The 22,703-nt window shown below is 70.2% G+C and carries 21 protein-coding genes; 16 read left to right on the top strand and 5 right to left on the bottom strand.

The features are described from left to right. Positions 1 to 12 precede the first annotated feature (12 nt). The 4 genes from DEJ49_RS16655 (at position 13) to DEJ49_RS16670 (ending at position 4,464) form a co-directional block, all read left to right on the top strand. A complete protein-coding gene (locus DEJ49_RS16655; RefSeq protein WP_150184855.1) occupies positions 13 to 1,035 on the top strand; it encodes a LacI family DNA-binding transcriptional regulator in 1,023 nt (340 codons plus the stop codon). Positions 1,036 to 1,146: 111 nt separating this feature from the next. Further along, positions 1,147 to 2,178, top strand: a complete 1,032-nt coding sequence (locus DEJ49_RS16660) for a S1C family serine protease (RefSeq protein WP_150184856.1) — start codon at positions 1,147 to 1,149, stop codon at positions 2,176 to 2,178. A 91-nt stretch (positions 2,179 to 2,269) separates the two neighbouring features. Continuing rightward, the gene (locus DEJ49_RS16665; protein WP_150184857.1) at positions 2,270 to 3,007 is read left to right on the top strand and encodes a response regulator transcription factor; all 738 of its coding nucleotides are present in this window, start codon (positions 2,270 to 2,272) and stop codon (positions 3,005 to 3,007) included. Beyond that, a complete protein-coding gene (locus DEJ49_RS16670; protein ID WP_150184858.1) occupies positions 3,004 to 4,464 on the top strand; it encodes a sensor histidine kinase in 1,461 nt (486 codons plus the stop codon). The genes DEJ49_RS16665 and DEJ49_RS16670 overlap by 4 nt, the downstream gene beginning before the upstream one ends. A 2-nt stretch (positions 4,465 to 4,466) precedes the next feature. Here DEJ49_RS16670 and DEJ49_RS16675 read toward each other — a convergent pair whose 3' ends face one another. Then, complete coding sequence (locus DEJ49_RS16675) at positions 4,467 to 5,720, bottom strand: DUF2993 domain-containing protein (protein ID WP_150184859.1); 1,254 nt, start codon at positions 5,718 to 5,720, stop codon at positions 4,467 to 4,469. Positions 5,721 to 5,823: 103 nt separating this feature from the next. After that, positions 5,824 to 7,665 (bottom strand): bifunctional metallophosphatase/5'-nucleotidase, encoded by a 1,842-nt coding sequence (locus DEJ49_RS16680; protein WP_150184860.1) that lies wholly within the window; start codon positions 7,663 to 7,665, stop codon positions 5,824 to 5,826. A gap of 323 nt (positions 7,666 to 7,988) precedes the next feature. Here DEJ49_RS16680 and mshD point away from each other — a divergent pair, with 323 nt between their 5' ends. From mshD to pstB, 11 genes are all read left to right on the top strand, one after another. Further along, on the top strand, positions 7,989 to 8,924 hold the full coding sequence (mshD, locus tag DEJ49_RS16685) for a mycothiol synthase (protein WP_150184861.1): 936 nt from the start codon (positions 7,989 to 7,991) through the stop codon (positions 8,922 to 8,924). A 113-nt stretch (positions 8,925 to 9,037) separates the two neighbouring features. Then, the gene (locus DEJ49_RS16690) at positions 9,038 to 9,487 is read left to right on the top strand and encodes a GntR family transcriptional regulator (RefSeq protein ID WP_150184862.1); all 450 of its coding nucleotides are present in this window, start codon (positions 9,038 to 9,040) and stop codon (positions 9,485 to 9,487) included. Continuing rightward, positions 9,484 to 10,407 (top strand): ABC transporter ATP-binding protein, encoded by a 924-nt coding sequence (locus tag DEJ49_RS16695; protein ID WP_150184863.1) that lies wholly within the window; start codon positions 9,484 to 9,486, stop codon positions 10,405 to 10,407. Before DEJ49_RS16690 ends, DEJ49_RS16695 begins: the two co-directional genes overlap by 4 nt. Further along, a complete protein-coding gene (locus DEJ49_RS16700) occupies positions 10,404 to 11,417 on the top strand; it encodes a hypothetical protein (RefSeq protein ID WP_223832864.1) in 1,014 nt (337 codons plus the stop codon). The genes DEJ49_RS16695 and DEJ49_RS16700 overlap by 4 nt, the downstream gene beginning before the upstream one ends. Positions 11,418 to 11,531: 114 nt before the next feature. Beyond that, complete coding sequence (locus DEJ49_RS16705) at positions 11,532 to 13,904, top strand: RNA degradosome polyphosphate kinase (RefSeq protein WP_411757167.1); 2,373 nt, start codon at positions 11,532 to 11,534, stop codon at positions 13,902 to 13,904. Then, positions 13,885 to 14,976 carry a CHAD domain-containing protein gene (locus DEJ49_RS16710; protein ID WP_150184864.1) on the top strand — a complete coding sequence of 364 codons (1,092 nt, stop codon included), beginning with the start codon at positions 13,885 to 13,887 and terminating at the stop codon, positions 14,974 to 14,976. The genes DEJ49_RS16705 and DEJ49_RS16710 overlap by 20 nt, the downstream gene beginning before the upstream one ends. Continuing rightward, a complete protein-coding gene (locus tag DEJ49_RS16715) occupies positions 14,973 to 15,431 on the top strand; it encodes an NUDIX hydrolase (protein WP_150184865.1) in 459 nt (152 codons plus the stop codon). The genes DEJ49_RS16710 and DEJ49_RS16715 overlap by 4 nt, the downstream gene beginning before the upstream one ends. Positions 15,432 to 15,795: 364 nt before the next feature. Next, positions 15,796 to 16,920 carry a phosphate ABC transporter substrate-binding protein PstS gene (gene pstS / locus DEJ49_RS16720; RefSeq protein ID WP_150184866.1) on the top strand — a complete coding sequence of 375 codons (1,125 nt, stop codon included), beginning with the start codon at positions 15,796 to 15,798 and terminating at the stop codon, positions 16,918 to 16,920. A gap of 114 nt (positions 16,921 to 17,034) precedes the next feature. Continuing rightward, positions 17,035 to 18,057, top strand: a complete 1,023-nt coding sequence (gene pstC / locus DEJ49_RS16725) for a phosphate ABC transporter permease subunit PstC (protein ID WP_150184867.1) — start codon at positions 17,035 to 17,037, stop codon at positions 18,055 to 18,057. Further along, a complete protein-coding gene (gene pstA / locus DEJ49_RS16730; protein ID WP_150184868.1) occupies positions 18,054 to 19,127 on the top strand; it encodes a phosphate ABC transporter permease PstA in 1,074 nt (357 codons plus the stop codon). Before pstC ends, pstA begins: the two co-directional genes overlap by 4 nt. 53 nt (positions 19,128 to 19,180) lie before the next feature. Beyond that, a complete protein-coding gene (gene pstB, locus DEJ49_RS16735; protein ID WP_150184869.1) occupies positions 19,181 to 19,957 on the top strand; it encodes a phosphate ABC transporter ATP-binding protein PstB in 777 nt (258 codons plus the stop codon). Between the two features lie 119 nt (positions 19,958 to 20,076). Here pstB and DEJ49_RS16740 read toward each other — a convergent pair whose 3' ends face one another. Both DEJ49_RS16740 and DEJ49_RS16745 read right to left on the bottom strand, forming a co-directional pair. Continuing rightward, positions 20,077 to 21,075 carry an inorganic phosphate transporter gene (locus DEJ49_RS16740; protein WP_150184870.1) on the bottom strand — a complete coding sequence of 333 codons (999 nt, stop codon included), beginning with the start codon at positions 21,073 to 21,075 and terminating at the stop codon, positions 20,077 to 20,079. Positions 21,076 to 21,084: 9 nt separating this feature from the next. Next, positions 21,085 to 21,705, bottom strand: coding sequence for a DUF47 domain-containing protein (locus DEJ49_RS16745; RefSeq protein ID WP_055567145.1), 621 nt, complete (start codon positions 21,703 to 21,705; stop codon positions 21,085 to 21,087). A gap of 312 nt (positions 21,706 to 22,017) precedes the next feature. Here DEJ49_RS16745 and DEJ49_RS16750 point away from each other — a divergent pair, with 312 nt between their 5' ends. After that, the gene (locus DEJ49_RS16750; RefSeq protein ID WP_150184871.1) at positions 22,018 to 22,398 is read left to right on the top strand and encodes a metal-sensitive transcriptional regulator; all 381 of its coding nucleotides are present in this window, start codon (positions 22,018 to 22,020) and stop codon (positions 22,396 to 22,398) included. Positions 22,399 to 22,435: 37 nt separating this feature from the next. Here DEJ49_RS16750 and DEJ49_RS16755 read toward each other — a convergent pair whose 3' ends face one another. Then, entirely contained in the window at positions 22,436 to 22,630 is a 195-nt protein-coding gene (locus DEJ49_RS16755) for a hypothetical protein (protein ID WP_150184872.1), read from the bottom strand. Positions 22,631 to 22,703 lie beyond the last annotated feature (73 nt).

Below are 22,703 nucleotides of genomic sequence, written 5' to 3' on the forward strand. Positions count from 1 at the left end.
TAGACTCCGCGCGTGGCCAAGGTGACTCGGGATGACGTGGCAAGACTTGCGGGTACTTCGACCGCGGTCGTCAGTTACGTCATCAACAACGGACCCAGGCCGGTCGCCCCGGCCACGCGCGAGCGGGTACTCGCCGCGATCAAGGAGCTGGGCTACCGGCCCGACCGTGTTGCCCAGGCCATGGCCTCGCGGCGCACGGACCTCATAGGCATGATCGTGCCGGACGCGCGCCAGCCGTTCTTCGCGGAGATGACGCACGCCGTGGAACAGGCGGCGTCCGAGCGCGGAAAGATGGTCCTGGTCGGGAACTCCGACTACGTGGAGGAGCGCGAGACGCACTACCTCCGCGCCTTCCTCGGCATGCGGGTCTCCGGCCTCATCCTCGTCAGCCACGGCCTGACCGACCAGGCCGCCGCCGAGATCGACGCGTGGGACGCGCGCGTGGTGCTGCTCCACGAGCGGCCCGAGGCCATCGACGACGTCGCGGTCGTCACGGACGACGTGGGCGGCGCGCAGCTCGCCACCCGCCACCTCCTGGAGCACGGCCACGAGTACGTCGCCTGTGTCGGCGGCACCGCCGAGACCCCGACCGTCGGCGACCCCGTCTCCGACCACGTCGAGGGCTGGCGGCGCGCGATGCGGGAGGCCGGGCGGTCGGTGGAGGGGCGGCTCTTCGAAGCGCCGTACAACCGCTACGACGCGTACCAGGTGGGCCTGGAGCTCCTCGCCCGCCCTGATAGGCCCACCGCGATCTTCTGCTCCACGGACGACCAGGCGATCGGCATCCTGCGGGCGGCGCGCGAGCTGCGCATCGACGTGCCGGGGGAGCTGGCGGTGGCCGGCTTCGACGACGTGAAGGAGGCGGGGCTCACGGACCCGCCGCTGACGACGGTCGCATCGGACCGGCCCGCGATGGCGCGGGCGGCGGTGGACCTGGTCCTCGACGACGGACTCCGGGTCGCCGGGTCGCGGCGTGAGCGGCTGAAGCTGTTCCCGTCCCGGCTGGTCGTGCGGCAGTCCTGCGGCTGCAAGTAGGACGCTTCCGGTAGCCGCGCGGCCCGCCTTTATATCGGGCATACGCACTTCTGCCGGGCTTCTCAGGACGTACTCAGGCAGCTCTCATGTACGGCGGACAGTCTCATAGCCATGACCGAGACCTTCCGCCACAGCGGCGAGTACCCCCAGCAGCAGTCGTCAGCGCCTGTGCACCACGGCGGTACGCAGGGAGGCACCGCGCACGGCGCGTGGCCGCCCCCGCCCGCCTTCGCGCCGGAAGAACCTCAGGCACCCGCCCCCCGGCGGCGCCGCGCCAAGGGTCCGGTGGCCCTCATCGCCGCCGTCGCGATAGCGGCGGCCGCGGTGGGCGGCGGCACCGCGTACGCCGTGCAGACGCTCACCGGCAGGGACGGCGGCACCTCGGCGACCAGCACCGACGTCGTGCCGACGAGCAAGAAGGGCACCGTCTCCGGGGTCGCCGAGGCGGTCAGCCCCAGCATCGTCGAGGTCGGCGCCACGACGGCCCAGGGCAAGTCGACGGGGTCCGGGGTCATCACGAGGAGCGACGGCGAGATCGTCACCAACAACCACGTCATCGCGGGCGCCACGTCGGTCAAGGTGCGGACGAACGACGGCAGGACGTACGACGCCGAGGTCGTCGGCACCGACAGCAAGAAGGACCTCGCCCTCCTCCAGCTGAAGGGCGCGTCCGGGCTCAAACCGGCCACCCTCGGCAACTCCGACAATGTCAGGGTCGGCGACGAGGTCGTCGCCATCGGCTCCCCCGAGGGCCTCACCGGCACGGTGACCAGCGGCATCATCTCCGCGCTCGACCGCGACGTCACGGTCGCCACGGGCGAGGGCCAAGAGCAGCCGCAGAGCCCGGAGGGCGGCTGGCCGTTCGAGTTCGACGGGCGCCAGTTCAACGGTGACACGGGCTCGTCGAAGACCACGTACAAGGCGCTGCAGACCGACGCGTCGCTCAACCCCGGCAACTCCGGCGGCGCCCTCATCGACATGAACGGCAACATCATCGGCATCAACTCGGCGATGTACTCTCCCAGTTCGTCGCAGGGCGGCTCGGAGTCCGCGTCCTCCGGCAGCGTCGGTCTCGGCTTCGCCATACCGATCGACGCGGTCAAGGACGACCTCGGCAAGCTCCGCTCGGGCTCGAAGACCTGACCTGGAGCGCTCCGGCCCCCCTCGCGTGCGAGGCTGATACCGGCGATACCGGCCCCGTTCCGTCCCACCGACCCGAGGAAGACCGCATCCCATGAGCCCCGCCGAAGGCGACCGCACCGGTGACCGCGAGCAGCTGCGCATCCTGATCGTGGACGACGAACCCGCCGTGCGGGAGGCGCTCCGGCGCAGCCTCGCCTTCGAGGGGTACGGCACCGAGGTCGCGGTCGACGGCGCCGACGCGCTGGAGAAGGCCGCGGCGTACCGTCCCGACCTCGTCGTCCTCGACATCCAGATGCCCCGCATGGACGGCCTGACCGCCGCGCGCCGGCTCCGCTCCGCGGGATCGACCACCCCGATCCTGATGCTGACGGCGCGCGACACCGTCGGCGACCGGGTCACGGGACTCGACGCGGGCGCCGACGACTACCTGGTCAAGCCGTTCGAGCTGGACGAGCTCTTCGCCCGCATCCGCGCGCTGCTGCGCCGCAGCTCGTACGCGCCCGGGGCCGGGCAGGACGCGGAGGGCGACACGCTCGCCTTCGCCGACCTGCGGATGGACCTCGCGACGCGCGAGGTCACGCGGGGTACGCGGACGGTGGAGCTGACCCGTACGGAGTTCACGCTCCTGGAGATGTTCCTCGCGCACCCGCGCCAGGTCCTGACCCGCGAGCAGATCCTCAAGGCGGTCTGGGGCTTCGACTTCGAGCCGTCGTCCAACTCCCTCGACGTGTACGTCATGTACCTGCGCCGCAAGACGGAGGCGGGCGGCGAACCGCGCCTCGTGCACACGGTGCGGGGAGTCGGGTACGTGCTGCGGGGCGGCGAGTGAACAGGGCGCTGCGCCGGTTCCGGGGGCTGCCGCTGCGATCGCGGCTGGCGCTGCTGGTGGCGACGGCGGTGGCGCTTGCGGTCGCCGCGGCGGCGGTGACGTGTTGGTTCGTGGTGCGCAACGCGTTGCTGGACTCGTTGGACGACGCGCTGAGCAGCAATCGCCCGAAGCCGGGCGAGGTGATCCAGCAGATCGACATCGACGCGGTGGCCGGCGGCGCGCGCTGTCTGCGCGAGATCCCGGGCCGCGACCAGCCGGACCTCTACAAGCAGATCATCCAGGTCGTCGCCAAGAACGGCACGAACTGCATCGTGCTGGGCCGCCAGTCGATCAAGGTCGACGCGTCGGACAGCGCGGTGGCCGCGCGCGAGCGCACCGCGACGTACCACGACACCACCGCGGCGAACGGCGAGAAGTACCGGGTCTACACCTACCCGCTGGAGGACAGCCCCGAGCTCCAGCTCGCCGTCTCCGTGGCCCGCCCCTACAGCGAGATCGACGACACGCTCGACAACCTCGCCCTGATCCTCCTCGTCGTCGCCGGCATCGGCGTCCTCGGCGCCGGCGCGGCCGGACTCTGGGTGGCCCGCACCGGACTCCGCCCCGTCGACCAACTCACCGCCGCCGTGGAACACGTGGCCCGCACCGAGGACCTGAGTCTCCGCATCCCCGTGGAGGGCGACGACGAGATCGCCCGGCTTTCGGAGTCCTTCAACTCGATGACCGCCTCACTGGCGTCCTCCCGCGACCTCCAGCAGCAACTGATCGCCGACGCGGGCCACGAGCTCCGCACCCCGCTCACCTCGCTGCGCACGAACATCGAGCTGCTCGCACGGAGCGAGGAGACGGGCCGGGCCATCCCGCCCGACGACCGCAAGGCACTGCTCGCGTCGGTCACCGCCCAGATGACCGAGCTGGCCGCGCTCATCGGCGACCTGCAGGAACTCTCCCGCCCGGACACGGGCGCGGGGGACGGCGACGGGGACGCGGGCGGCAAGATCCAGGTGATCCCGTTCCACGACCTCACCAGGACCGCCATCGCCCGCGCGAGGCTCCGCGGCCCCGAACTGACGATCACCGCGGAGCTCGCCCCCTGGTACGTACGCGCGGAGCCCCCCGCCCTGGAGCGCGCCATCGTCAACGTCCTGGACAACGCGGTGAAGTTCAGCCCGCCCGGCGGCACGGTGGAGGTCACCCTGGACCGCGGCCGCCTCACGGTCCGGGACCACGGCCCCGGCATCCCCGCGGACGAACTCCCCCACGTCTTCGACCGCTTCTGGCGCTCCCCCTCGGCCCGCTCGCTCCCCGGCTCGGGCCTGGGCCTTTCCATCGTGGCCCGCACGGTCCGCCAGTCGGGCGGCGAGGTGACGCTGGAGGCGGCGGAGGGCGGCGGAACAGTGGCGACGGTACGGCTGCCGGGGGCGGCGACACCGCCGCCGGAGTCACCGGCTCTGTAGCCCTACTGCCCGACGCCGATCCCCGAACCCGCGATCCGCACCCGGATGCCCTCCTTCTCCACCGTCACGTCCCGCAGCGCCACCGTCCCGGCCCCCGGCAGCTTCGGCAGCTGGAAGGCGAGGGTGAGGCGGTCGGCGAGGACGGGGCGGGTGAGCTGGGAGAGGCCGTTCAAGAGAGCGGGGTCGAGGCCGAGCTTCTTCAGGAGCTCGGGGTGACCCATCGCCACGTCGATGAGGTTCAGGCCCATGACGTCGTTCACGAAGCGCGGTGAGCCCGTGAGCTCGTTGAGCTTGGCGTCGCTCTTCAGGGCCTCGCGGACCACGCCCCGCGGTACGCCGAGCCGCTCGACGATCGCCGGGACGGACAGCAGCGCCTTCGCCTTCGCCGTCTCCTCGGCGACGCGGTCGGCGGACTTCTGCGACAGGTGCAGGCCCTCCTTCTCGCGCGTACCCGGGCGGTAGGTCGCCAGGTCGCCGAGTTGCAGGCTCATGCCACCGATGTCGGTGGAGATGCCGCGGTCGCCGTTGCGCTGGATGCGGGCGTCGGCGCGGACCTTCAGGTCGTGGCCCGCGACGGGCAGCGTGCCACGCGCGAGGACCTCGTCCTTGCCGCGGCCGGTGAACGTGACCTGGGAAGCGCCCAGTTCACGGTTGAGGTCGTCGAAGGAGAGCAGGACCTCGCCGTTCATCTCGCCGATGCTCGCGCCCTTGATCGAGGTCGGCCCGTCGCCGTTGATCGTGACGTTCGTGGCGGTCGCGGAGACCTTCGCGAGCGAGATCCGGTCGGCCGCGACGTCGGGGACGGTGACCTTCACCTTGTCGACGCGCTTGTCGAGGACCTGGGTGAGGAAGGGGAACCCTTCGATGTCGACCTCGGGCGCCGCGCTCAGGTGCATCTGGTCCTTGAGCTTCTCCGCGGCCTCGTGCTCGGCGTAGAGCAGCGCCCAGCGGTCGCCGAGCGCGAGGAACGCGGCGGCGACGAGGACCGCGACCAGCGCCTTCGCGGCGAGCGGAAGCCCCGCGAAGCGGTTGCGGCGGCGGCTGCCGCGACGGTGGTTGGGCGGCGTCCAGGGCTTCTCGGCCTCGGCCGTGTCACCGTCGCCGTCGCTCTTGTCCTCGTGGAGGAACTCCTCCAGCGGGTTCGACGCGAGGGCGGCCAGTTCGTCGTACGGATTGGTGTAGTCGGTCCGGTCGGTGCGGTCGTCGTCGATAGGCGCATCCGGAGGATGCGTGGCTATGCGGTGGGGGGAACGCATCGAGTGATCTCACCATACGTTCACACCCCACCCCAAGCCTTACATCCGGTAACGCCCGGTTTCGGCGGCTTCTTTAACGCGCCGTTTTCATCACACGCACGATCTACTTCACGATCGTGATGCGGTCCGCCTTCGGCGGCGCGATCGGCTTGTCCGCGGAGGAGTTGGCGGTCAGGTAGTCGTTGAACGCCTTCAGGTCGTCGCTGCCGACGACCGGCTTCGTCCCCTTGCCGAGCTCCGCGAAGCCGTCGCCGCCGCCCGCGAGGAACGAGTTCATCGCGACGCGGTACGTGGCCGCCGGGTCGATCGCCTTGCCGTTCAGCTTGATCGAGTCGGCGACGACACGGTCCGCACCCGACTTGGTCATGTCCAGTGTGTACGTCAGCCCGTCCGACACCTGCAGGATCTTCGGCGACGCCTCGTTCGACCCGCTGACCTGCTGCTTCAACCCGGTGACGAGCTGCGCGCCGGTCAGGTCGACCAGGTTGACGGTGTTGCTGAACGGCTGCACGGTGAACGCCTCGCCGTACGTGACGACGCCGTCACCCTCGCTGCCGCTCGCCTTGTACACGATGTCGGAACGGATGCCGCCCGGGTTCATCAGCGCCAGATCGGCTTCCGGGTCGATGGACTTGGCGTGCGCGAGCTGCGCGTCGGAGATGAGGTCGCCGAGCGGGGACTCGGGGACGCCCGCGCCACGCCCCGGGATGTCCCCGGAGATGTAGCCCACGGCCTTGTTGGCGACGGGCGCGGCGAGCTTGTCCCAGCGCGAGATCAGCGAGGTCATGTCGGGAGCCTTGGCCTGCTCACGGCTGACGACGTGGTTCGCGGACTTCACACTGGTCCGGACGATGTCCTTGGTCTTCCGGTCGTACGTGAGCGTGGTGTCGGTGTAGAGCTTCCCGAAGGAGGAGGCCGAGGTCACCATGCGCGGCTTGCCCGCGGGGTCGGGGATCGTGCAGACGTACGCGTTGTGGGTGTGCCCGGTGACGAGGGCGTCGACCTTGGGCGTGATGCCCTTGGCGATGGTGGTGATGGGCCCGGAGATCCCGTCGCCGGCGCCGGGCGAGTCGCAGTCGTAGTTGTACGTCTGGGTCTTCGGCACGCCGCCCTCGTGGATGAGCGTGACGATGGACTTCACGCCCTGCTTGTCGAGGATCTTCGCGTACTTGTTGACGGTCTCGATCTCGTCGTGGAACTTGAGCCCCTTGACCCCGTCGGCGGAGACGATGTCGGGAGTCCCTTCGAGCGTCACCCCGATGAATCCCACCTTGACGCCCTTGTGCTTCCACACCCAGTAGGGCTTGAGGATGGGCTTGCCGGTCTTCTCGTCGGTGACGTTGGCGGCGAGATACGGATAATCCGCCCCCTCGAACTTCTTGCCCTTCCCGTCCTTCCCCTTCTCGAAGCAGCCGTCCTTGGGGTGACAGCCGCCGTTCTGCATGCGGGCCAGCTCCTTGGCCCCCTCGTCGAACTCGTGGTTGCCGACGCTGGTGACGTCCAGGTCGAGCTTGTTCATCGCCTCGACGGTGGGCTCGTCGTGGAAGAGCCCCGACAGCAGCGGACTGGCGCCGATGAGGTCACCGGCGGCGGCGGTGACGCTGTACGGGTTGCCCTTCCTGGCGGTACGCAGCGACGTGGCGAGGTACTCGACGCCACCGGCGTCGATCTTCTTCTCGCTCCCGTCGGCCTGCCTCTCCGTCACCTGGCCCGAGGACCCGGCGGGCGGCTGCAGATTCCCGTGGAAGTCGTTGAACGACAGGAGCTGCACGTCGACGGTGCGGGAGTGCTTGCCCTTGCTCCCGCCTCCCGCACGATCATGATCCTGCCCCGCACTGGCGGGCAGGGACGCGGCGAGCGCCCCCACGGTGGCGAGCCCCGCCGCGACGGCGAGAACACGGGTGGCACGACGCCTTGGCCGTCGATGCTTGGGTATGGCGGACACGTGTTCCCCCCGGGGGTTAGGAGTACGGACGACGCAGACCGACGAAAGCCTAAGGTCAACGCGCGTAGCGCAACAGAGGGTTGCGGGTTACGACCTGGTTGCCCTCAGGTACACAGCCCGCCCCGGGGACATTCCAGCCCGTCCGGCGCTTGAGGACGAGCGCGCAGCGCGACAACCCAGCCCACGGCCCGGGGGGTTTCAGCCCGTCCGGCGTTTGAGGACGAGCGCGCAGCGCGATGAACCCACCCCCGGCGGGGAAGCCGGCCAACAAACAGCACCCCCAGAGCACCCCACCCCCCAAGGCGCCCCGCCAGAATAGGCGCATGATTCACGACCGCCCCGCCGACGCCCCCACCCCCCTCCGCAAGATCGACACCCTCGCCGAACTCACCCCCGCGCAGGCCGAAGCCGTGCTCGAGCTGCTCGCCGAGGCGGCCCGTACGGACGGACAGCAGGCGGTGTCCGAGCAGGGCCGGCTCCAGCTGCGCGGCGGCGCCCGCGACGGCGTCCGGCACCTGCTGCTCACCGTCGACGACCAGCTCGTCGGATACGCGCAGCTGGAGGACACCGACCCCGTGGAGGCCCCCGCCGCCGAGCTCGTCGTGCACCCCTCGCGCCGCGGGCACGGGCACGGCAGGGCGCTCGGCACCGCGCTGCTCGCCGAGTCGGGCCGCCGTCTGCGCGTGTGGGCGCACGGCGGACACTCCGCGGCCCGCCACCTGGCGCAGGTCCTCGGCCTCGCGCTCTTCCGTGAACTGCGTCAGATGCGGCGCCCCCTGGCCGACCTGGACCTGCCGGATCCGACGCTGCCGGAAGGGATTTCGGTACGTACCTTCGTACCCGGACAGGACGACGAGGCGTGGCTCGCGCTGAACGCGGAGGCTTTCGCGCACCACCCGGAGCAGGGCGCGCTCACGCAGCGGGACCTGGACGACCGCAAGGCGGAGCCGTGGTTCGACCCGGCGGGCTTCTTCCTCGCCGCACGCGAGAGCGACGGCGAACTCGTCGGCTTCCACTGGACGAAGGTGCACGCGGAGGAGCGGCTCGGGGAGGTGTACGTCGTGGGCGTACGGCCGGGAGCGCAGGGCGGCGGCCTCGGCAAGGCACTGACCACGACGGGCTTGCGCCACCTCGCGGAGGCGGGCCTGCCGACGGCGATGCTGTACGTGGACGCGGACAACAAGGCAGCCGTGAGCGTCTACGAACGCCTCGGCTTCATCACACACGAAACGGACCTGATGTACCGCACGGAGTCGTAGGCGCGGTACCGCCTCCGGCACTTCCGCATCCCGAGGGGGCGGCGTCACTTGACGTCGCCCCTTCTTTGCACCACCCTTTCACTACTCAATTAGTGAAAGGGTGGTGCAAGGCAGTGGTCGAGTACCGCATCGACCGGCGCAGCGGCGTCGCCACCTATCTCCAGATCGTCCAGCAGACCCGGCAGGCCCTCCGCCTCGGCCTCCTCGAGCCCGGCGACAAGCTCCCGACGGCCCGCGAGGTCGTCGAGGCCACGGCCATCAACCCGAACACCGTGCTGAAGGCCTACCGCGAGCTGGAGCGCGAGGGCCTGGTCGAGGCGCGGCGCGGTCTCGGCACGTTCGTGCGCCGGACACTCGGCGCCGCACCGGCCGACTCGCCGCTCCGGGGTGAGCTCGCCGAGTGGGCCGCGCGGGCCCGACAGGCGGGGCTGGAGAGGGACGACGTGGCGGCGCTGTTCACGGCCGTACTGGACGACCAGTTCGGCGACCCGCAGCGCCCGAAGCAACACCAGAAGCAGCACCAGGATCAGCAACCGCAGGCAACCCAGGGGGACCCCGTATGACCGACACCGGCACCGCCCTTGAGGCGACCGCACTGACCAGACGCTTCGGGCGGAACCGCCACGCCCTGCGGGACTGCACGTTCCGCCTGCCCACCGGCCGCGTCTGCGCGGTCGTCGGCCCCAACGGCGCGGGCAAGTCGACGCTGCTCGCCCTCGCGGCGGGCCTCGACCGCCCCACGTCCGGCACGATCCGCGTCCTCGGCACGGACCCCGCCGAGGCCCGCACCCGCATCGCGTACGTCGCCCAGGACAAACCGCTCCACCCGCAGCTGACCATCGCCGACACGCTGCGGCTCGGCGCCGAACTCAACGCCGGCATCTGGGACATGGCCGCCGCCGAGCACGTCGTGAACAGCGGCGACGGTCTCGACCGCACCGCCCGCATCCGTACGCTCTCCGGCGGCCAGCGCACCCGCGTCGCGCTCGCCCTCGCCCTCGGCAAACGCGCCGAACTCCTGCTCCTGGACGAGCCGATGGCCGACCTCGACCCCCTTGCCAGGCACCAGCTGATGGGCACGCTGATGGCGGAGGCCGCCGAGCACGGCACGACGGTCGTCATGTCCTCACACATCGTGAGCGAACTCGCCGAGGCCTGCGACTACTTGCTCCTCGTGTCCGGCGGCGGCATCCGGCTCGCGGGCGGCATCGACGACCTCATCGGCGCGCACCGCCTGGTCACGGGCCGCGGCCCGGCCGACCGGCTCCACCCGCACACCGTCGTGGAGTCCCGTGCCGCGGGGCGTGGCCTGACGGCGCTGATCCGCACCGACGGCCCGGTCGCCGACGACTGGGACGTCGAAGAGCCCTCCCTGGAGGAACTGTTGCTGGCCCACCTGCGCTCGCCGGAAGCGCCACCGCTCCTCTCCCCCGGCAGCACGCCCCGGGAGCGCGGCACGCAGGAGCTGGGGGTGTCCGCGTGACCGCCACGACAGCCTCGCCCGCCGAACGGCAGGTCCGCCGCGCCGCCTTCGCCCTGCCGGGCCCGTACCGCGCGGTGCTGCGCCAGCACCGCACCGTCCTGTGGATCCTGTTCGGTCTGTTCGTGCTCGGCACCGCCGCGCTGGCCGCCGACCGGGTGTGGGTGGGCCACGCCGCCGACGTCTTCGCGGCGACGGACTGCGTCATCACGAACACCACGCCGGGCTGCGGCGGCGCGGTTCGCGGCTACCTCGACGCCGAGCACCAGTTCACCAGGAACCTCGACTACGCGGGCATGGCCATGCTCGGACTGCCCTGCCTGATCGGGGCGTTCGTCGCGGGCCCGATCGTCGCGAAGGACCTGGAGTCGGGCACGTACACATGGGCGTGGACGCAGTCGGTCACCCCGGCCCGCTGGCTCGCCGCCCGGCTCGCCGTGGTCGCCGCGCTCGTGGTGAGCGGAGTGGTGCTGTTCACCGCGGTGCAGCGGTGGGCGTGGACCACCGGTCCCGAGCTCGAGTACGGCCGAGCGGCCTGGTACGAGCGGGCCATGTACGGCTCCCTGGGCACGGTCGGCATCGGATACGCCCTGCTCGGCCTCGCCGTCGGCGCCCTCGCCGGGCTCCTGCTGCGCCGCGTGCTGCTCGCGATGGCGGCCGCCGCGGCCGTCACCTTGGGTGCGGTCGTCCTGCTGCCGCTGGCCCGCCACCACCTGTGGGCGACCGAAACCGCCACCTGGGCACCGACGTATCCGCAGGCCACGCCCAACTTCGGCCTGCCGGTGGAACGCGGCATGCTCACCGCCGACGGGAAACGGCTGCCGGAATCGCTTTGTTGGGGCCCAGACCCCAAGGCCTGCATCGCCGAGCACCACGTCACCGGCTGGTACTCCGACTTCCACCCCTCGTCGCACTTCTGGCCCCTCCAGCTCGTGGAGACCGGCATCCTGCTGGCCCTGGCCGCCGCCGTCACCTACGCCGCGTTCCGCATCCTGCGCCGCCGCGTGGCCTGAACCGTACGATCGGCCGGAGGCGCCACGCTGTAGACGCCCCGGAGCCTTCGGCCGATGTCCCGCACGTCATGTCGCCGTAACCACTCATTCAGACAGCCTTGCGACGCTCGCTCAATGCAGCCCGCCGCGCCCGACCCGTCCCCGGAGAACGGGAGCGCTTCCCAGGCAAACGGGAAGCTCCACCTCGCTCCCGCGCTCTCCGACGCGCCCATCGTCGTGCCCGCGCGGAACAATGGGTCCATGAGCCAGCAGAACACGCAAGGACATGTGCAGCACGCCCAGCCTTCCGTAGGTTCCATCGCCGCGCACCGGCCCGCCACCATCGCCGCCACCGTCTCCGACCTCGACCCCGACATCGACGCGGATCTCGACGCGTACGACGAGGACGCCGCGGTCGGCCACGACGGCGCCGAGCTGCCCCAGGGCCGGTTCCTGGACCGGGAGCGCAGCTGGCTCGCGTTCAACGAGCGGGTCCTCGAACTCGCCGAGGACCCGAACACGCCCCTCCTCGAACGGGCGAATTTCCTGGCGATCTTCGCCTCGAACCTGGACGAGTTCTTCATGGTCCGGGTGGCGGGCCTGAAGCGCCGCATCGCGACCGGTGTCGCCACCCGCTCGGCCTCCGGTCTGCAACCCCGCGAGGTGCTCGAACTCATCTGGAACCGCTCCCGCGAGCTCATGGCCCGGCACGCCGCCTGCTACCAGGAGGACGTCGCCCCCGGCCTCGCCGACGAGGGCATCCACCTGGTGCGCTGGCACGAGCTGACCGAGAAGGAGCAGTCCCGGCTCTTCACGCTCTTCCGGCAGCAGATCTTCCCCGTCCTGACCCCGCTGGCCGTCGATCCCGCGCACCCCTTCCCGTACATCTCGGGGCTCTCGCTCAACCTCGCCGTGGTCGTCCGCAACCCGGTATCCGGACATCAGCACTTCGCACGTGTGAAGGTCCCGCCGCTGCTCTCGCGGTTCCTGGAGGCCTCCCCGCAGCGGTACGTGCCCATCGAGGACGTCATCGCCGCGCCCGCGCATCTCCAGGAGCTCTTCCCGGGCATGGAGATCCAGGAGCACCACATGTTCCGGCTCACCAGGAACGAGGACCTGGAGGTCGAGGAGGACGACGCCGAGAACCTGCTCCAGGCCCTGGAGAAGGAGCTCATGCGGCGCCGCTTCGGGCCGCCCGTGCGCCTGGAGGTCGAGGAGTCGATCGCGCCGAACATCCTCAGCCTGCTGGTGCGCGAGCTGAAGATCAGCGAGGCGGAGGTCTACCCGCTGCCGGGACCGCTCGACCTCACCGGCCTCTTCAGCATCGCCAAGCTGGACCGGCCCGAGCTGAAGTACCCGAAGTTCGTGGCGGGCACCCACCGCGACCTCGCCGAGGTCGAGTCGGCGTCGGCCCCCGACATCTTCGCGGCCCTTCGCGAACGCGACGTACTCCTGCACCACCCATACGACTCGTTCTCCACGTCCGTGCAGGCGTTCCTGGAGCAGGCCGCGTCCGACCCGGACGTCCTCGCCATCAAGCAGACGCTGTACCGGACGTCGGGCGACTCCCCCATAGTCGACGCGCTGATCGACGCCGCCGAGTCCGGCAAGCAGGTCCTCGTCCTCGTCGAGATCAAGGCCCGCTTCGACGAGCAGGCCAACATCAAGTGGGCGCGGAAGCTGGAGGAGGCCGGCTGTCACGTCGTCTACGGCCTCGTCGGTCTGAAGACGCACTGCAAGCTGTCCCTCGTCGTGCGCCAAGAGGGCGACTCCCTGGTCCGCTACTCGCACGTCGGTACCGGCAACTACCACCCCAAGACCGCCCGCCTCTACGAGGACCTGGGGCTGCTCACCTCCAACGCGGAGGTCGGCGCGGACCTCTCCGACCTCTTCAACCGGCTCTCCGGCTACTCCCGCAGGGAGACCTACCGGCGGCTGCTCGTCGCGCCCAAGTCCCTGCGCGACGGCCTCATCTCCCGCATCAACAAGGAAATACAGCACCACAGGGCGGGCCGCCCCGCCTACGTCCGCATCAAGGTCAACTCGATGGTCGACGAGGCGGTCATCGACGCGCTGTACCGTGCGTCGCAGGCGGGCGTCGAGGTGGACGTGTGGGTGCGCGGCATCTGCGCGGTCCGCCCCGGTGTGGAGGGGCTCTCGGAGAACATCCGGGTACGTTCCGTGCTCGGCCGCTTCCTCGAACACTCCCGCGTCTTCGCCTTCGGCAACGGCGGCGAACCGGAGGTGTGGATCGGCAGCGCCGACATGATGCACCGCAATCTCGACCGCCGCATCGAGGCGCTGGTCAGGGTCCAGGACCCGGCGCACCGGGCGGCCCTCAGCCGGCTCCTGGAGACCGGCATGTCGGACACCACGGCCTCCTGGCACCTGGGCGCGGACGGCAACTGGACCCGCCACTCGGCGGACCCGGACGGCCAGCCCCTGCGCAACGTGCAGGAGATGCTCATAGACGCCCGGAGGCGCCGGCGTGGCACAGCAACACCATGAGATGACGGATACGGGAGCGGGCCCGGGTACCGCGGGTGAGGCCCTCACGGGCTATCTGCAGGACCAGGCCACGGAGTTCCTCCGCTCGCTGCGGCTGCACCGCGAGTCCAGCACGGACGCGCAGGGCGCGGAGGAGTCCCTGGAGGCCGCCCGTTCCCTGCGCCGCGCGGCCCGCCGCATCGGCGCCACCCTGCACACGTTCCGTCCGCTCCTCGACGCGGAGTGGGCGTCCTCGCTCCGGCCCGAACTGGCCTGGCTCTCCGGCACGCTGGGCCAGGAGCACGCGTACGCCTCCCGTCTGGACCGTCTCCTGGAGGCCCTGCACCGGCTCTCGGGCCCGCCGCCGGTGCCCGCCCCGGCCGCGCTCGCCACCTCGGGCGCCGGAGGCCGTACGGCGCGGCAGAACGGCTGGGCGCAGCCTTCCGTGCCGAGCGCCGCCGACAGCGGCACACCGCGCGGTCTCGCGGTCGGCGCCGCCAAGGCCGCCGCCCTCCTGGAGCGCCAGCTCACGCTCGCCAGGACCCGCGCCCACTCCACCGCGCTCCAGGCGTTCGGCTCCTCCCGCTTCCACGCGGTGGCGGACCACGTGGCCGTCCTGGCCAGCGAGGTCCCCCTGAGCGGGACGGCGGAGGACCTCGTGCCCCTCGCGGACCAGGCGGAGTCGACGCTCGCGGAGGCCGTCGCCGTCCTCCCCCTCGGCCAGGCGGGGCACCCCTACAACGCGGGCGCGCTCTCCCACGGCCTCGCGCCCACGGACACCGCCCCGGACGCCCAGGACGCCCCCTGGCTGAAGGTCCGCTCGCTGCTGCGCTTGTACCGGTACGCGCAGGAGGTCCTCGTCGGCCACGACCGCCCGGACCCCCGCATCGCCGACGCGAGCCACGCCCTGAACGTCCACCGCGAGGCGGCGTCCGCGGCGGCAGCGGCGGCCCACGCGGCACGGACCCCGCGGATCGCGCCCGCCACGGCGTACGCGCTGGGTGTGCTCCACGCCGACCAGCGGCACGAGGTCGAGGCGGCCCGGTTCGTGTTCCAGCGGGCGTGGCTGCGCGAGGAGGCGAGGACACGGTGACGTACGGGAAGGAAGGGCGGCCCGGCGAGGAGGCCACGGTCCTCGCGGCGGGATGCGTCCTGTGGCGCCCGGACCGCGCCGGTCGCGACGGCATCGAACTCGCCCTGGTGCACCGGCCCAAGTGGTCGGACTGGTCCCATCCGAAGGGCAAACTGAAGCGCGGGGAGACGGCGCGGGACGCGGCACTGCGGGAAGTGCTGGAGGAGACCGGCATGACGTGCGCGCTCGGCGCCGAACTCCCCACCGCCCACTACCGGGACGCGCAGGACCGCCCCAAGGAGGTCCGTTACTGGGCCGCCGAGGCCCTCTCCGGCACGTTCGCGCCCAACTCCGAGGTGTCGCACCTGCGGTGGCTCGCGCCCGACGAGGCCCGCCGCCTCCTGACGCGCGAGCGGGACGCCGAACTCGTCACCGACCTGCTGGCGGCCCTGGCCGCTCCGCGGGGCAGGGCCTGAGCGGTCCGCGGCGACTATGCGGCCGTACGCCGCCGTGCGCGGCACTCGCGGCAGTACGCCCGGCCGACCCCTGCAGCCGTGGCGGCGACGGCGAGCCAGACAGTGACGCCTGCGAGGAACGGGTAGATCATGCGCCGATCGTATCCGGCGCCCGCGCACGACCAGCATGCCTGACTCTGCGTAGCACAACCGCTACTTTTTGTAGCGGAAAGGCTAACCGGGCCGACCGCCGAGGTTCACCCGCCGTTCACTCGTGCCCATCGGCCGCTTCACCTGCCCTGCCTAATTTCGGCCTTACAACACGACGCAAGTCATCGCACGCCGCCAGCAAAGGGCCGGCGGCTCCCGGAAGGAAAAATCCGAAGTGAAGCTTCAGCGCAAGAACCGGCTCCGCGCCCTCTCGCTCGGCGCCATCGCCGTCTCCGGCGCCCTGGCCCTCACGGCGTGCGGCTCCGACGACACCAGTTCGGGCGATGGCGGCAAGGAGACCAACGCCAACGCCAACATCAAGTGCGACGACGCCAAGGGCCAGCTCGCGGCCTCCGGTTCGTCCGCGCAGAAGAACGCGATCGACGCCTGGCGGAAGGTCTACACGACCAACTGCAAGGACGTGCAGCTGAACTACAACCCGACGGGTTCGGGCGCCGGCATCACCGCGTTCCTCCAGGGCCAGACCGCGTTCGCCGGTTCGGACTCCGCGCTGAAGCCCGACGAGGTCGAGAAGTCGAAGAAGGTCTGCACGGGCAGCCAGGCCATCGACCTGCCCATGGTGGGCGGCCCGATCGCCATCGGCTACAACGTCCCCGGCGTCGACAGCCTGACCCTGGACGCCAAGACCCTCGGCGACATCTTCAACAACAAGATCAAGGCCTGGGACGACAAGGCGATCAAGAAGCTCAACCCCGACGCCAAGCTCCCCAGCACCAAGATCCAGCCCTTCCACCGCTCCGACGAGTCCGGCACCACGGACAACTTCACCAAGTACCTGAAGGGCGCCGCCCCCAGCGCCTGGCCCTACGAGCCGGGCAAGTCGTGGGAGCCCAAGGGCGGCCAGTCCGCGAACGGTTCGGCCGGTGTCGCGGGCCAGGTCAAGCAGACCGCGGGCGCCATCTCGTACTTCGAGCTCTCCTACGCCGGTGAGGGCGTCAAGACCGTCGACCTGAAGACCGAGGCCAAGGAGCCGGTGAAGGCCACCGTCGACAACGCCTCCAAGGCCATCTCCGAGGCCAAGGTCGTCGGCAAGGGCAAGGACCTCGCCCTGGAGCTGAACTACAAGCCGACCGCCGAGGGCGCGTACCCGATCACCCTCGTGACGTACGAGGTCGTCTGCGAGAAGGGCAACAAGAAGGACACCCTCGCCGCCACCAAGTCCTTCCTGACCTACATCGCCAGCGAGGACGGCCAGAACGTCCTCAAGGACAACGACTACGCGCCGATCCCGGCCGAGATCATCACCAAGGTCCGCTCCACCGTCGCGGGCCTGAGCTAGCTGAACCGAGTGCGGCCGGCCCCGCGGTACCAGGGCCGGCCGCACCGTCCGGTGCACCGCCGCCACGGAGCGCCTGCGTCACCCGCACGGCGCCTCCGCAGACCGGAGAACCCCATGGACATACCAAGCAATACGACCGCTCCTCCCCCCGTCGACGACGCCGGGCCGACGGCCCCCGTGAGCAAGGCCGCCGCACGCGGCGCCACCCGCCCCGGCGACAAGATCTTCCTCGGCCTCTCCCGGGGCTCCGGGATCGTGCTCCTCGTGATCATGGCGGCCATCGCCGCGTTCCTCACGTACCGCACGACCGTCGCCCTCGCCGACAACACCGGCAACTTCCTCACCACCTTCGAGTGGGACCCCGCCGGCATCAGCACCGGGGGCAAGCCGTACTTCGGCATCGCCGTCCTGGTCTTCGGCACCGTGGTCAGCTCGGTCATCGCCCTCGCGATCGCGGTCCCCGTCGCCATCGGCATCGCGCTCTTCATCTCGCACTACGCGCCGCGCAAGCTGGCCGCCCCCATCGCCTACGTGATCGACCTGCTGGCCGCCGTGCCCTCGATCGTGTACGGCCTGTGGGGCGCCCTCGTGGTCGCCCCCAACCTCACCGGCCTCTACAGCTGGCTCGACGACTACCTCGGCTGGACCGGCGTCTTCTCCTACAACGGCGAAGCACCGCGCTCCCTGATGACCGTCGGCATCCTCCTCGCGATCATGATCCTGCCGATCATCACGAACGTGAGCCGCGAGGTCTTCCTGCAGGCCCCGAAGATGCACGAGGAGGCCGCGCTGGCCCTCGGCGCCACGCGCTGGGAGGTCATCCGCATGTCGGTGCTGCCCTTCGGCCGCTCCGGCATCATCTCCGCCTCGATGCTGGGCCTCGGCCGCGCGCTCGGCGAGACGATCGCCGTCGCCACCGTCCTCTCGCCGAACTTCCTCATCAACACCTCGGTGCTCGACTACGGCGGCGGCACCTTCGCGCAGAACATCGCCAGCAAGTTCAACGAGGCCAGTGAGTACGGCCAGGACGCGCTCATCGCCTCCGGCCTGGTGCTCTTCGTCATCACGCTGCTGGTCAACGGCGCGGCCCGCCTGATCATCGCGCGCCGCAAGGAGTACTCGGGGGCCAACGCATGAGCACCACGACACCCACCCCCGTCGGCCCGCTGGTCAAGCGGCCGAGCACCCTCAAGGCCGCGACGCTGCCCCGCTGGACGCCACTGGCCATGGCCGCGGGATCCGCCGCCGTCGCCGTCGGCATCGGCGCCGCGGCGGGCCTGGAGAGCCGCATCCAGTGGGGCCTGATGGCCGCGCTCCTGTACATCGCCGGGTCGTACGTCCTCGCGATGACCGTCGAAGGCGCCCGCCAGGCCAAGGACCGCCTCGCCACCTCGCTGGTGTGGGTCATGTTCCTGCTCGCCGTGGTCCCGCTCGCCTCGCTGATCTACGAGACCGTGCAGCGCGGCATCAAGGTCTTCGACGGCTACTTCCTGACCCACTCCATGGGCGTGGTGGCCGACGAGGAGACCGGCGGCGGCATCTACCACGCGATCATCGGCACCCTGGAGCAGGTGCTCCTCGCCTCCGTGATCGCCGTGCCGATCGGCCTGCTCACCGCGGTCTACCTCGTCGAGTACGGACGCGGGAAGCTCGCCAAGACCGTCACGTTCTTCGTGGACGTCATGACCGGCATCCCCTCGATCGTCGCGGGCCTGTTCGTCCTCAGCTTCTGGATCCTCATCCTCGGGTTCGACTACTCCGGCTGGGCCGGCGCCATGGCGCTCGCCATCCTGATGATGCCGGTGATCGTGCGCTCCACCGAGGAGATGCTCAAGCTCGTCCCGAACGAGCTGCGCGAGGCGTCGCTCGCCCTCGGCGTGCCGAAGTGGCGGACCATCCTCAAGGTCGTCCTGCCCACCGCGATCGGCGGCATCACCACGGGCGTCATGCTCGCGGTGGCCCGCATCGCCGGCGAGACCGCGCCGGTCCTGCTCCTGGTCTGGGTGAACCCCCTGATCAACACGAACCCCTTCGACGGGGCGCAGGGCTCGCTGCCGCTGTACATCTACCAGCAGTACGCGGCCGGCACGCAGGCGTCGTACGACCGGGCCTGGGCCGCGGCGCTCGCCCTCATCGGCTTCATCATGATCCTCAACATGGCGGCACGCGCCGTAGCGCGCTGGAAGGCCCCCAAGACGGGCCGCTGACGGCGGCCACCTCAGCGACCCTCAGCTCGTCCCTTTTCGAAAGCAGTGATCCCATGGCCAAGCGAATCGACGTATCGGGCCTGACCGCCTTCTACGGCTCCCACAAGGCGATCGACGACATCTCCATGACCGTGGAGCCCCGCTCCGTGACGGCCTTCATCGGCCCGTCCGGCTGCGGCAAGTCCACGTTCCTGCGCACGCTCAACCGCATGCACGAGGTCACGCCCGGCGGCCGCGTCGAGGGCAAGGTGCTCCTGGACGACGAGGACCTCTACGGCAGCGGCGTGGACCCGGTGGCCGTGCGCCGCACGATCGGCATGGTCTTCCAGCGCCCGAACCCGTTCCCCACGATGTCGATCTTCGACAACGTCGCGGCGGGCCTGAAGCTCAACGGCTCGTACAAGAAGTCCGAGCTGGGCGACATCGTCGAGAAGTCCCTCAAGGGCGCGAACCTCTGGAACGAGGTCAAGGACCGCCTCAACAAGCCCGGCTCCGGCCTCTCCGGCGGCCAGCAGCAGCGTCTGTGCATCGCGCGGGCGATCGCGGTCGAGCCGGACGTCCTGCTCATGGACGAGCCCTGCTCGGCCCTGGACCCGATCTCGACCCTCGCGATCGAGGACCTGATCGGCGAGCTGAAGGAGCGCTTCACGATCGTCATCGTGACGCACAACATGCAGCAGGCGGCCCGCGTCTCGGACCGCACGGCGTTCTTCAACCTGGCCGCGGTCGGCCAGCCCGGCAAGCTCGTCGAGATCGACGACACGGAGCGGATCTTCTCCAACCCGTCGGTCCAGGCCACCGAGGACTACATCTCGGGCCGCTTCGGCTGAGCCGACCACGAGACTCCCCGCGGTGCTGCATGGCGGTGCCACCGCAGGGACACCAAGAAGGGCCCGCCCCCGGCTCCCGGGGGCGGGCCCTTCCATGTGCGGTACGTACGTCGGCGACGCTACAGGAACGCGAGATCCACGGCCCAGAAGCTCAACGCGGCCACGATGGCAGCAGCCGGCATCGTGATGAACCAGCCCAGAATGATGTTCTTGGCGACACCCCAGCGCACCGCGTTCACCCGCTTCGTCGCGCCCACACCCATGATCGCGGAGGTGATGACGTGCGTCGTCGAGATCGGCGCGTGGAACATGAACGCCGTGGTGAACATGATGCCCGCGCCGGTCGTCTCGGCGGCGAAGCCCTGCGGCGGGTCCAGCTCGATGATCTTCCGGCCGAGCGTCCGCATGATGCGCCAGCCGCCCGCGTACGTACCGGCGGAGAGCATCAGCGCACAGGCGATCTTGACCCAGATCGGGATGGGGGCATCGGCGCTCTGCACGTCGGAAATGACGAGCGCCATCACCACGATGCCCATCGTCTTCTGCGCGTCCTGCAGACCGTGGCCGAGGGCCATACCGGCCGCGGAGACCGTCTGCGCGATGCGGAAGCCGCGCTTGGCCTTGTGCGGGTTGGACTTGCGGAACATCCACATGATCGCGCACATCACCAGGTAACCGACGACGAGGCCGACCACCGGGGAGAGGAACATCGGGATGACGATCTTGTCGACGACCCCGGACCAGATGACCCCGATGCCGCCCGCGAGCGCCGCGCCGACCATGCCGCCGAAGAGCGCGTGGGACGAGGACGAGGGCAGGCCGAAGTACCAGGTGATCAGGTTCCACACGATGGCGCCGATGAGCGCCGCGAAGAGGATCCACATCCCCTTGTCGCCGTGCGGGGTCTCGATGATCCCCTCACTCACGGTCTTGGCGACCCCGCTGCCCATGAAGGCACCGGCGAGGTTCATCACCGCGGCCATGGCGAGCGCCGCGCGAGGCGTCAGCGCACGGGTGGAGACGGATGTGGCGATGGCGTTCGCGGAGTCGTGAAAGCCGTTCGTATACGTAAATCCGAGCGCGACGCCGATCGTCACGATCAAAGCAAAGGTGTCCATGGCGAGGCCTCAGGACTCCTTGACCGCGATGGTCTCCACAGTGTTCGCCACGTGCTCGAAGGCGTCCGCGGCCTCTTCCAGCACATCCACGATCTGCTTGAGCTTCAGCACCTCGATGGCGTCGTACTTGCCGTTGAAGAGCTGAGCCAGGAGCTTGCGGTGGATCTGGTCGGCCTGGTTCTCCAGACGGTTGACCTCGATCCAGTACTCGGTGAGGTTGGCCATCGTCCGCAGATTGGGCATGGCCTCCGCGGTGAGTTCGGCGGCGCGCGCGAGCACCTCGATCTGCTGCTCGACGCCCTTCGGGAGCTCCTCGACCTGGTAGAGGACGACCAGGTCGACGGCCTCCTCCATGAAGTCCATGATGTCGTCGAGGGACGACGCGAGGTTGTAGATGTCCTCGCGGTCGAACGGCGTGATGAACGAGGAGTTCAGCTGGTGGAAGATCGCATGCGTCGCGTCGTCTCCCGCGTGTTCCGCGGCCCGCATACGCTCTGCGATCTCGGCCCGTGCGGAAGAGTCCGCTCCGAGCAGTTCCATGAGGAGCTTCGAGCCCGTGACGATGTTGTCCGCGGATGCGGCGAACATGTCGTAGAAGCTCGTCTCCCTGGGGGTCAGACGAAAGCGCACGTGGGGTCCTCGGGGTGCTTTGGATGCGGTCAGGCTGATGCTAGGCGCATCATCCGGCCACGGCTAACCGGCCGCCCCCCAGTGTCGCCCATCAGGCACAGTGATCAGCACACCCCCCGCGGAATCGGCTATCATATACCCATGGGGGGTATATGAACGGGCGCTGTTTCCGAAGGATGGGGACGGGCAGGGCGAGGCGCGGAGGCACGAAAAGTGCGGGAAGTCTCAGATTCCCGTCCCACCGAAGCACCGCCCGAACCCGACCTACCCCCTCGCTCACCTCTCTACCCCGAAGTCCAGAAGGAGGACGCCATGACGACCACTGAGGCGGCCGACGCGGCCGGCACGGCCGTACCGACCCCGGGGGCGCTGGAGGCGCCCTCCGAGGAGGCCCAGGGCCCCGCGCACGAGGTGCACGGCTACCACAAGCAGAAGGCCGAACACCTCAAGCGCCTGCGCCGCATCGAGGGCCAGATCCGCGGCCTGCAGCGCATGGTCGAGGAGGACGTCTACTGCATCGACATACTCACGCAGGTCTCGGCCGGCACGAAGGCGCTCCAGTCCTTCGCCCTCCAGCTCCTGGAGGAGCACCTGCGCCACTGCGTGGCCGACGCGGCGGTCAAGGGCGGTACGGAGATCGACGCGAAGGTCGAGGAGGCGACGAAGGCGATCGCGCGCATGATGCGGACGTGACACTCGGTGCGGGTGCAGGCCGGGGCGGCAGCCCGCGTCAAGAGGAGGGGTGGGACCGATCCTCGCCGGGTGCCTTCCGCTCGGCAACCTGCAACACCTCGTCGATCCGGTCAAAGCTCAACCGCTCGGCCGCCGCACTCGCCGCAATGATGAGTTCCCCGCACAGTTCGATCTCGGCGAGGGCGACGTGGTCCTGAACCGCCGTACCGCCACGCATCGGAGCCACGTTCATCACCTCTTCCTGATGCCGACTTCCTAGGGTAGGGAGCGGTCTACGCACCGCGCATGGCACGGACGGACCATTT

The sequence above is a fragment of the Streptomyces venezuelae genome (assembly GCF_008642335.1).
In the GTDB taxonomy this organism is placed as follows: Bacteria; Actinomycetota; Actinomycetes; order Streptomycetales; family Streptomycetaceae; genus Streptomyces; species Streptomyces venezuelae_F.

What these genes read in the sequence shown, in the direction of transcription:
- mshD (WP_150184861.1), top strand. Translation starts at nt 7,989, where the DNA reads ATGATTCACGACCGCCCCGCCGACGCCCCCACCCCCCTCCGCAAGATC.
- pstA (WP_150184868.1), top strand. Translation starts at nt 18,054, where the DNA reads ATGAGCACCACGACACCCACCCCCGTCGGCCCGCTGGTCAAGCGGCCG.
- DEJ49_RS16750 (WP_150184871.1), top strand. Translation starts at nt 22,018, where the DNA reads ATGACGACCACTGAGGCGGCCGACGCGGCCGGCACGGCCGTACCGACC.
- DEJ49_RS16740 (WP_150184870.1), bottom strand. Translation starts at nt 21,075, where the DNA reads ATGGACACCTTTGCTTTGATCGTGACGATCGGCGTCGCGCTCGGATTT.
- DEJ49_RS16675 (WP_150184859.1), bottom strand. Translation starts at nt 5,720, where the DNA reads ATGCGTTCCCCCCACCGCATAGCCACGCATCCTCCGGATGCGCCTATC.
- DEJ49_RS16660 (WP_150184856.1), top strand. Translation starts at nt 1,147, where the DNA reads ATGACCGAGACCTTCCGCCACAGCGGCGAGTACCCCCAGCAGCAGTCG.
- DEJ49_RS16695 (WP_150184863.1), top strand. Translation starts at nt 9,484, where the DNA reads ATGACCGACACCGGCACCGCCCTTGAGGCGACCGCACTGACCAGACGC.
- DEJ49_RS16705 (WP_411757167.1), top strand. Translation starts at nt 11,532, where the DNA reads ATGCAGCCCGCCGCGCCCGACCCGTCCCCGGAGAACGGGAGCGCTTCC.
- pstB (WP_150184869.1), top strand. Translation starts at nt 19,181, where the DNA reads ATGGCCAAGCGAATCGACGTATCGGGCCTGACCGCCTTCTACGGCTCC.
- pstC (WP_150184867.1), top strand. Translation starts at nt 17,035, where the DNA reads ATGGACATACCAAGCAATACGACCGCTCCTCCCCCCGTCGACGACGCC.
- DEJ49_RS16665 (WP_150184857.1), top strand. Translation starts at nt 2,270, where the DNA reads ATGAGCCCCGCCGAAGGCGACCGCACCGGTGACCGCGAGCAGCTGCGC.
- DEJ49_RS16755 (WP_150184872.1), bottom strand. Translation starts at nt 22,630, where the DNA reads ATGAACGTGGCTCCGATGCGTGGCGGTACGGCGGTTCAGGACCACGTC.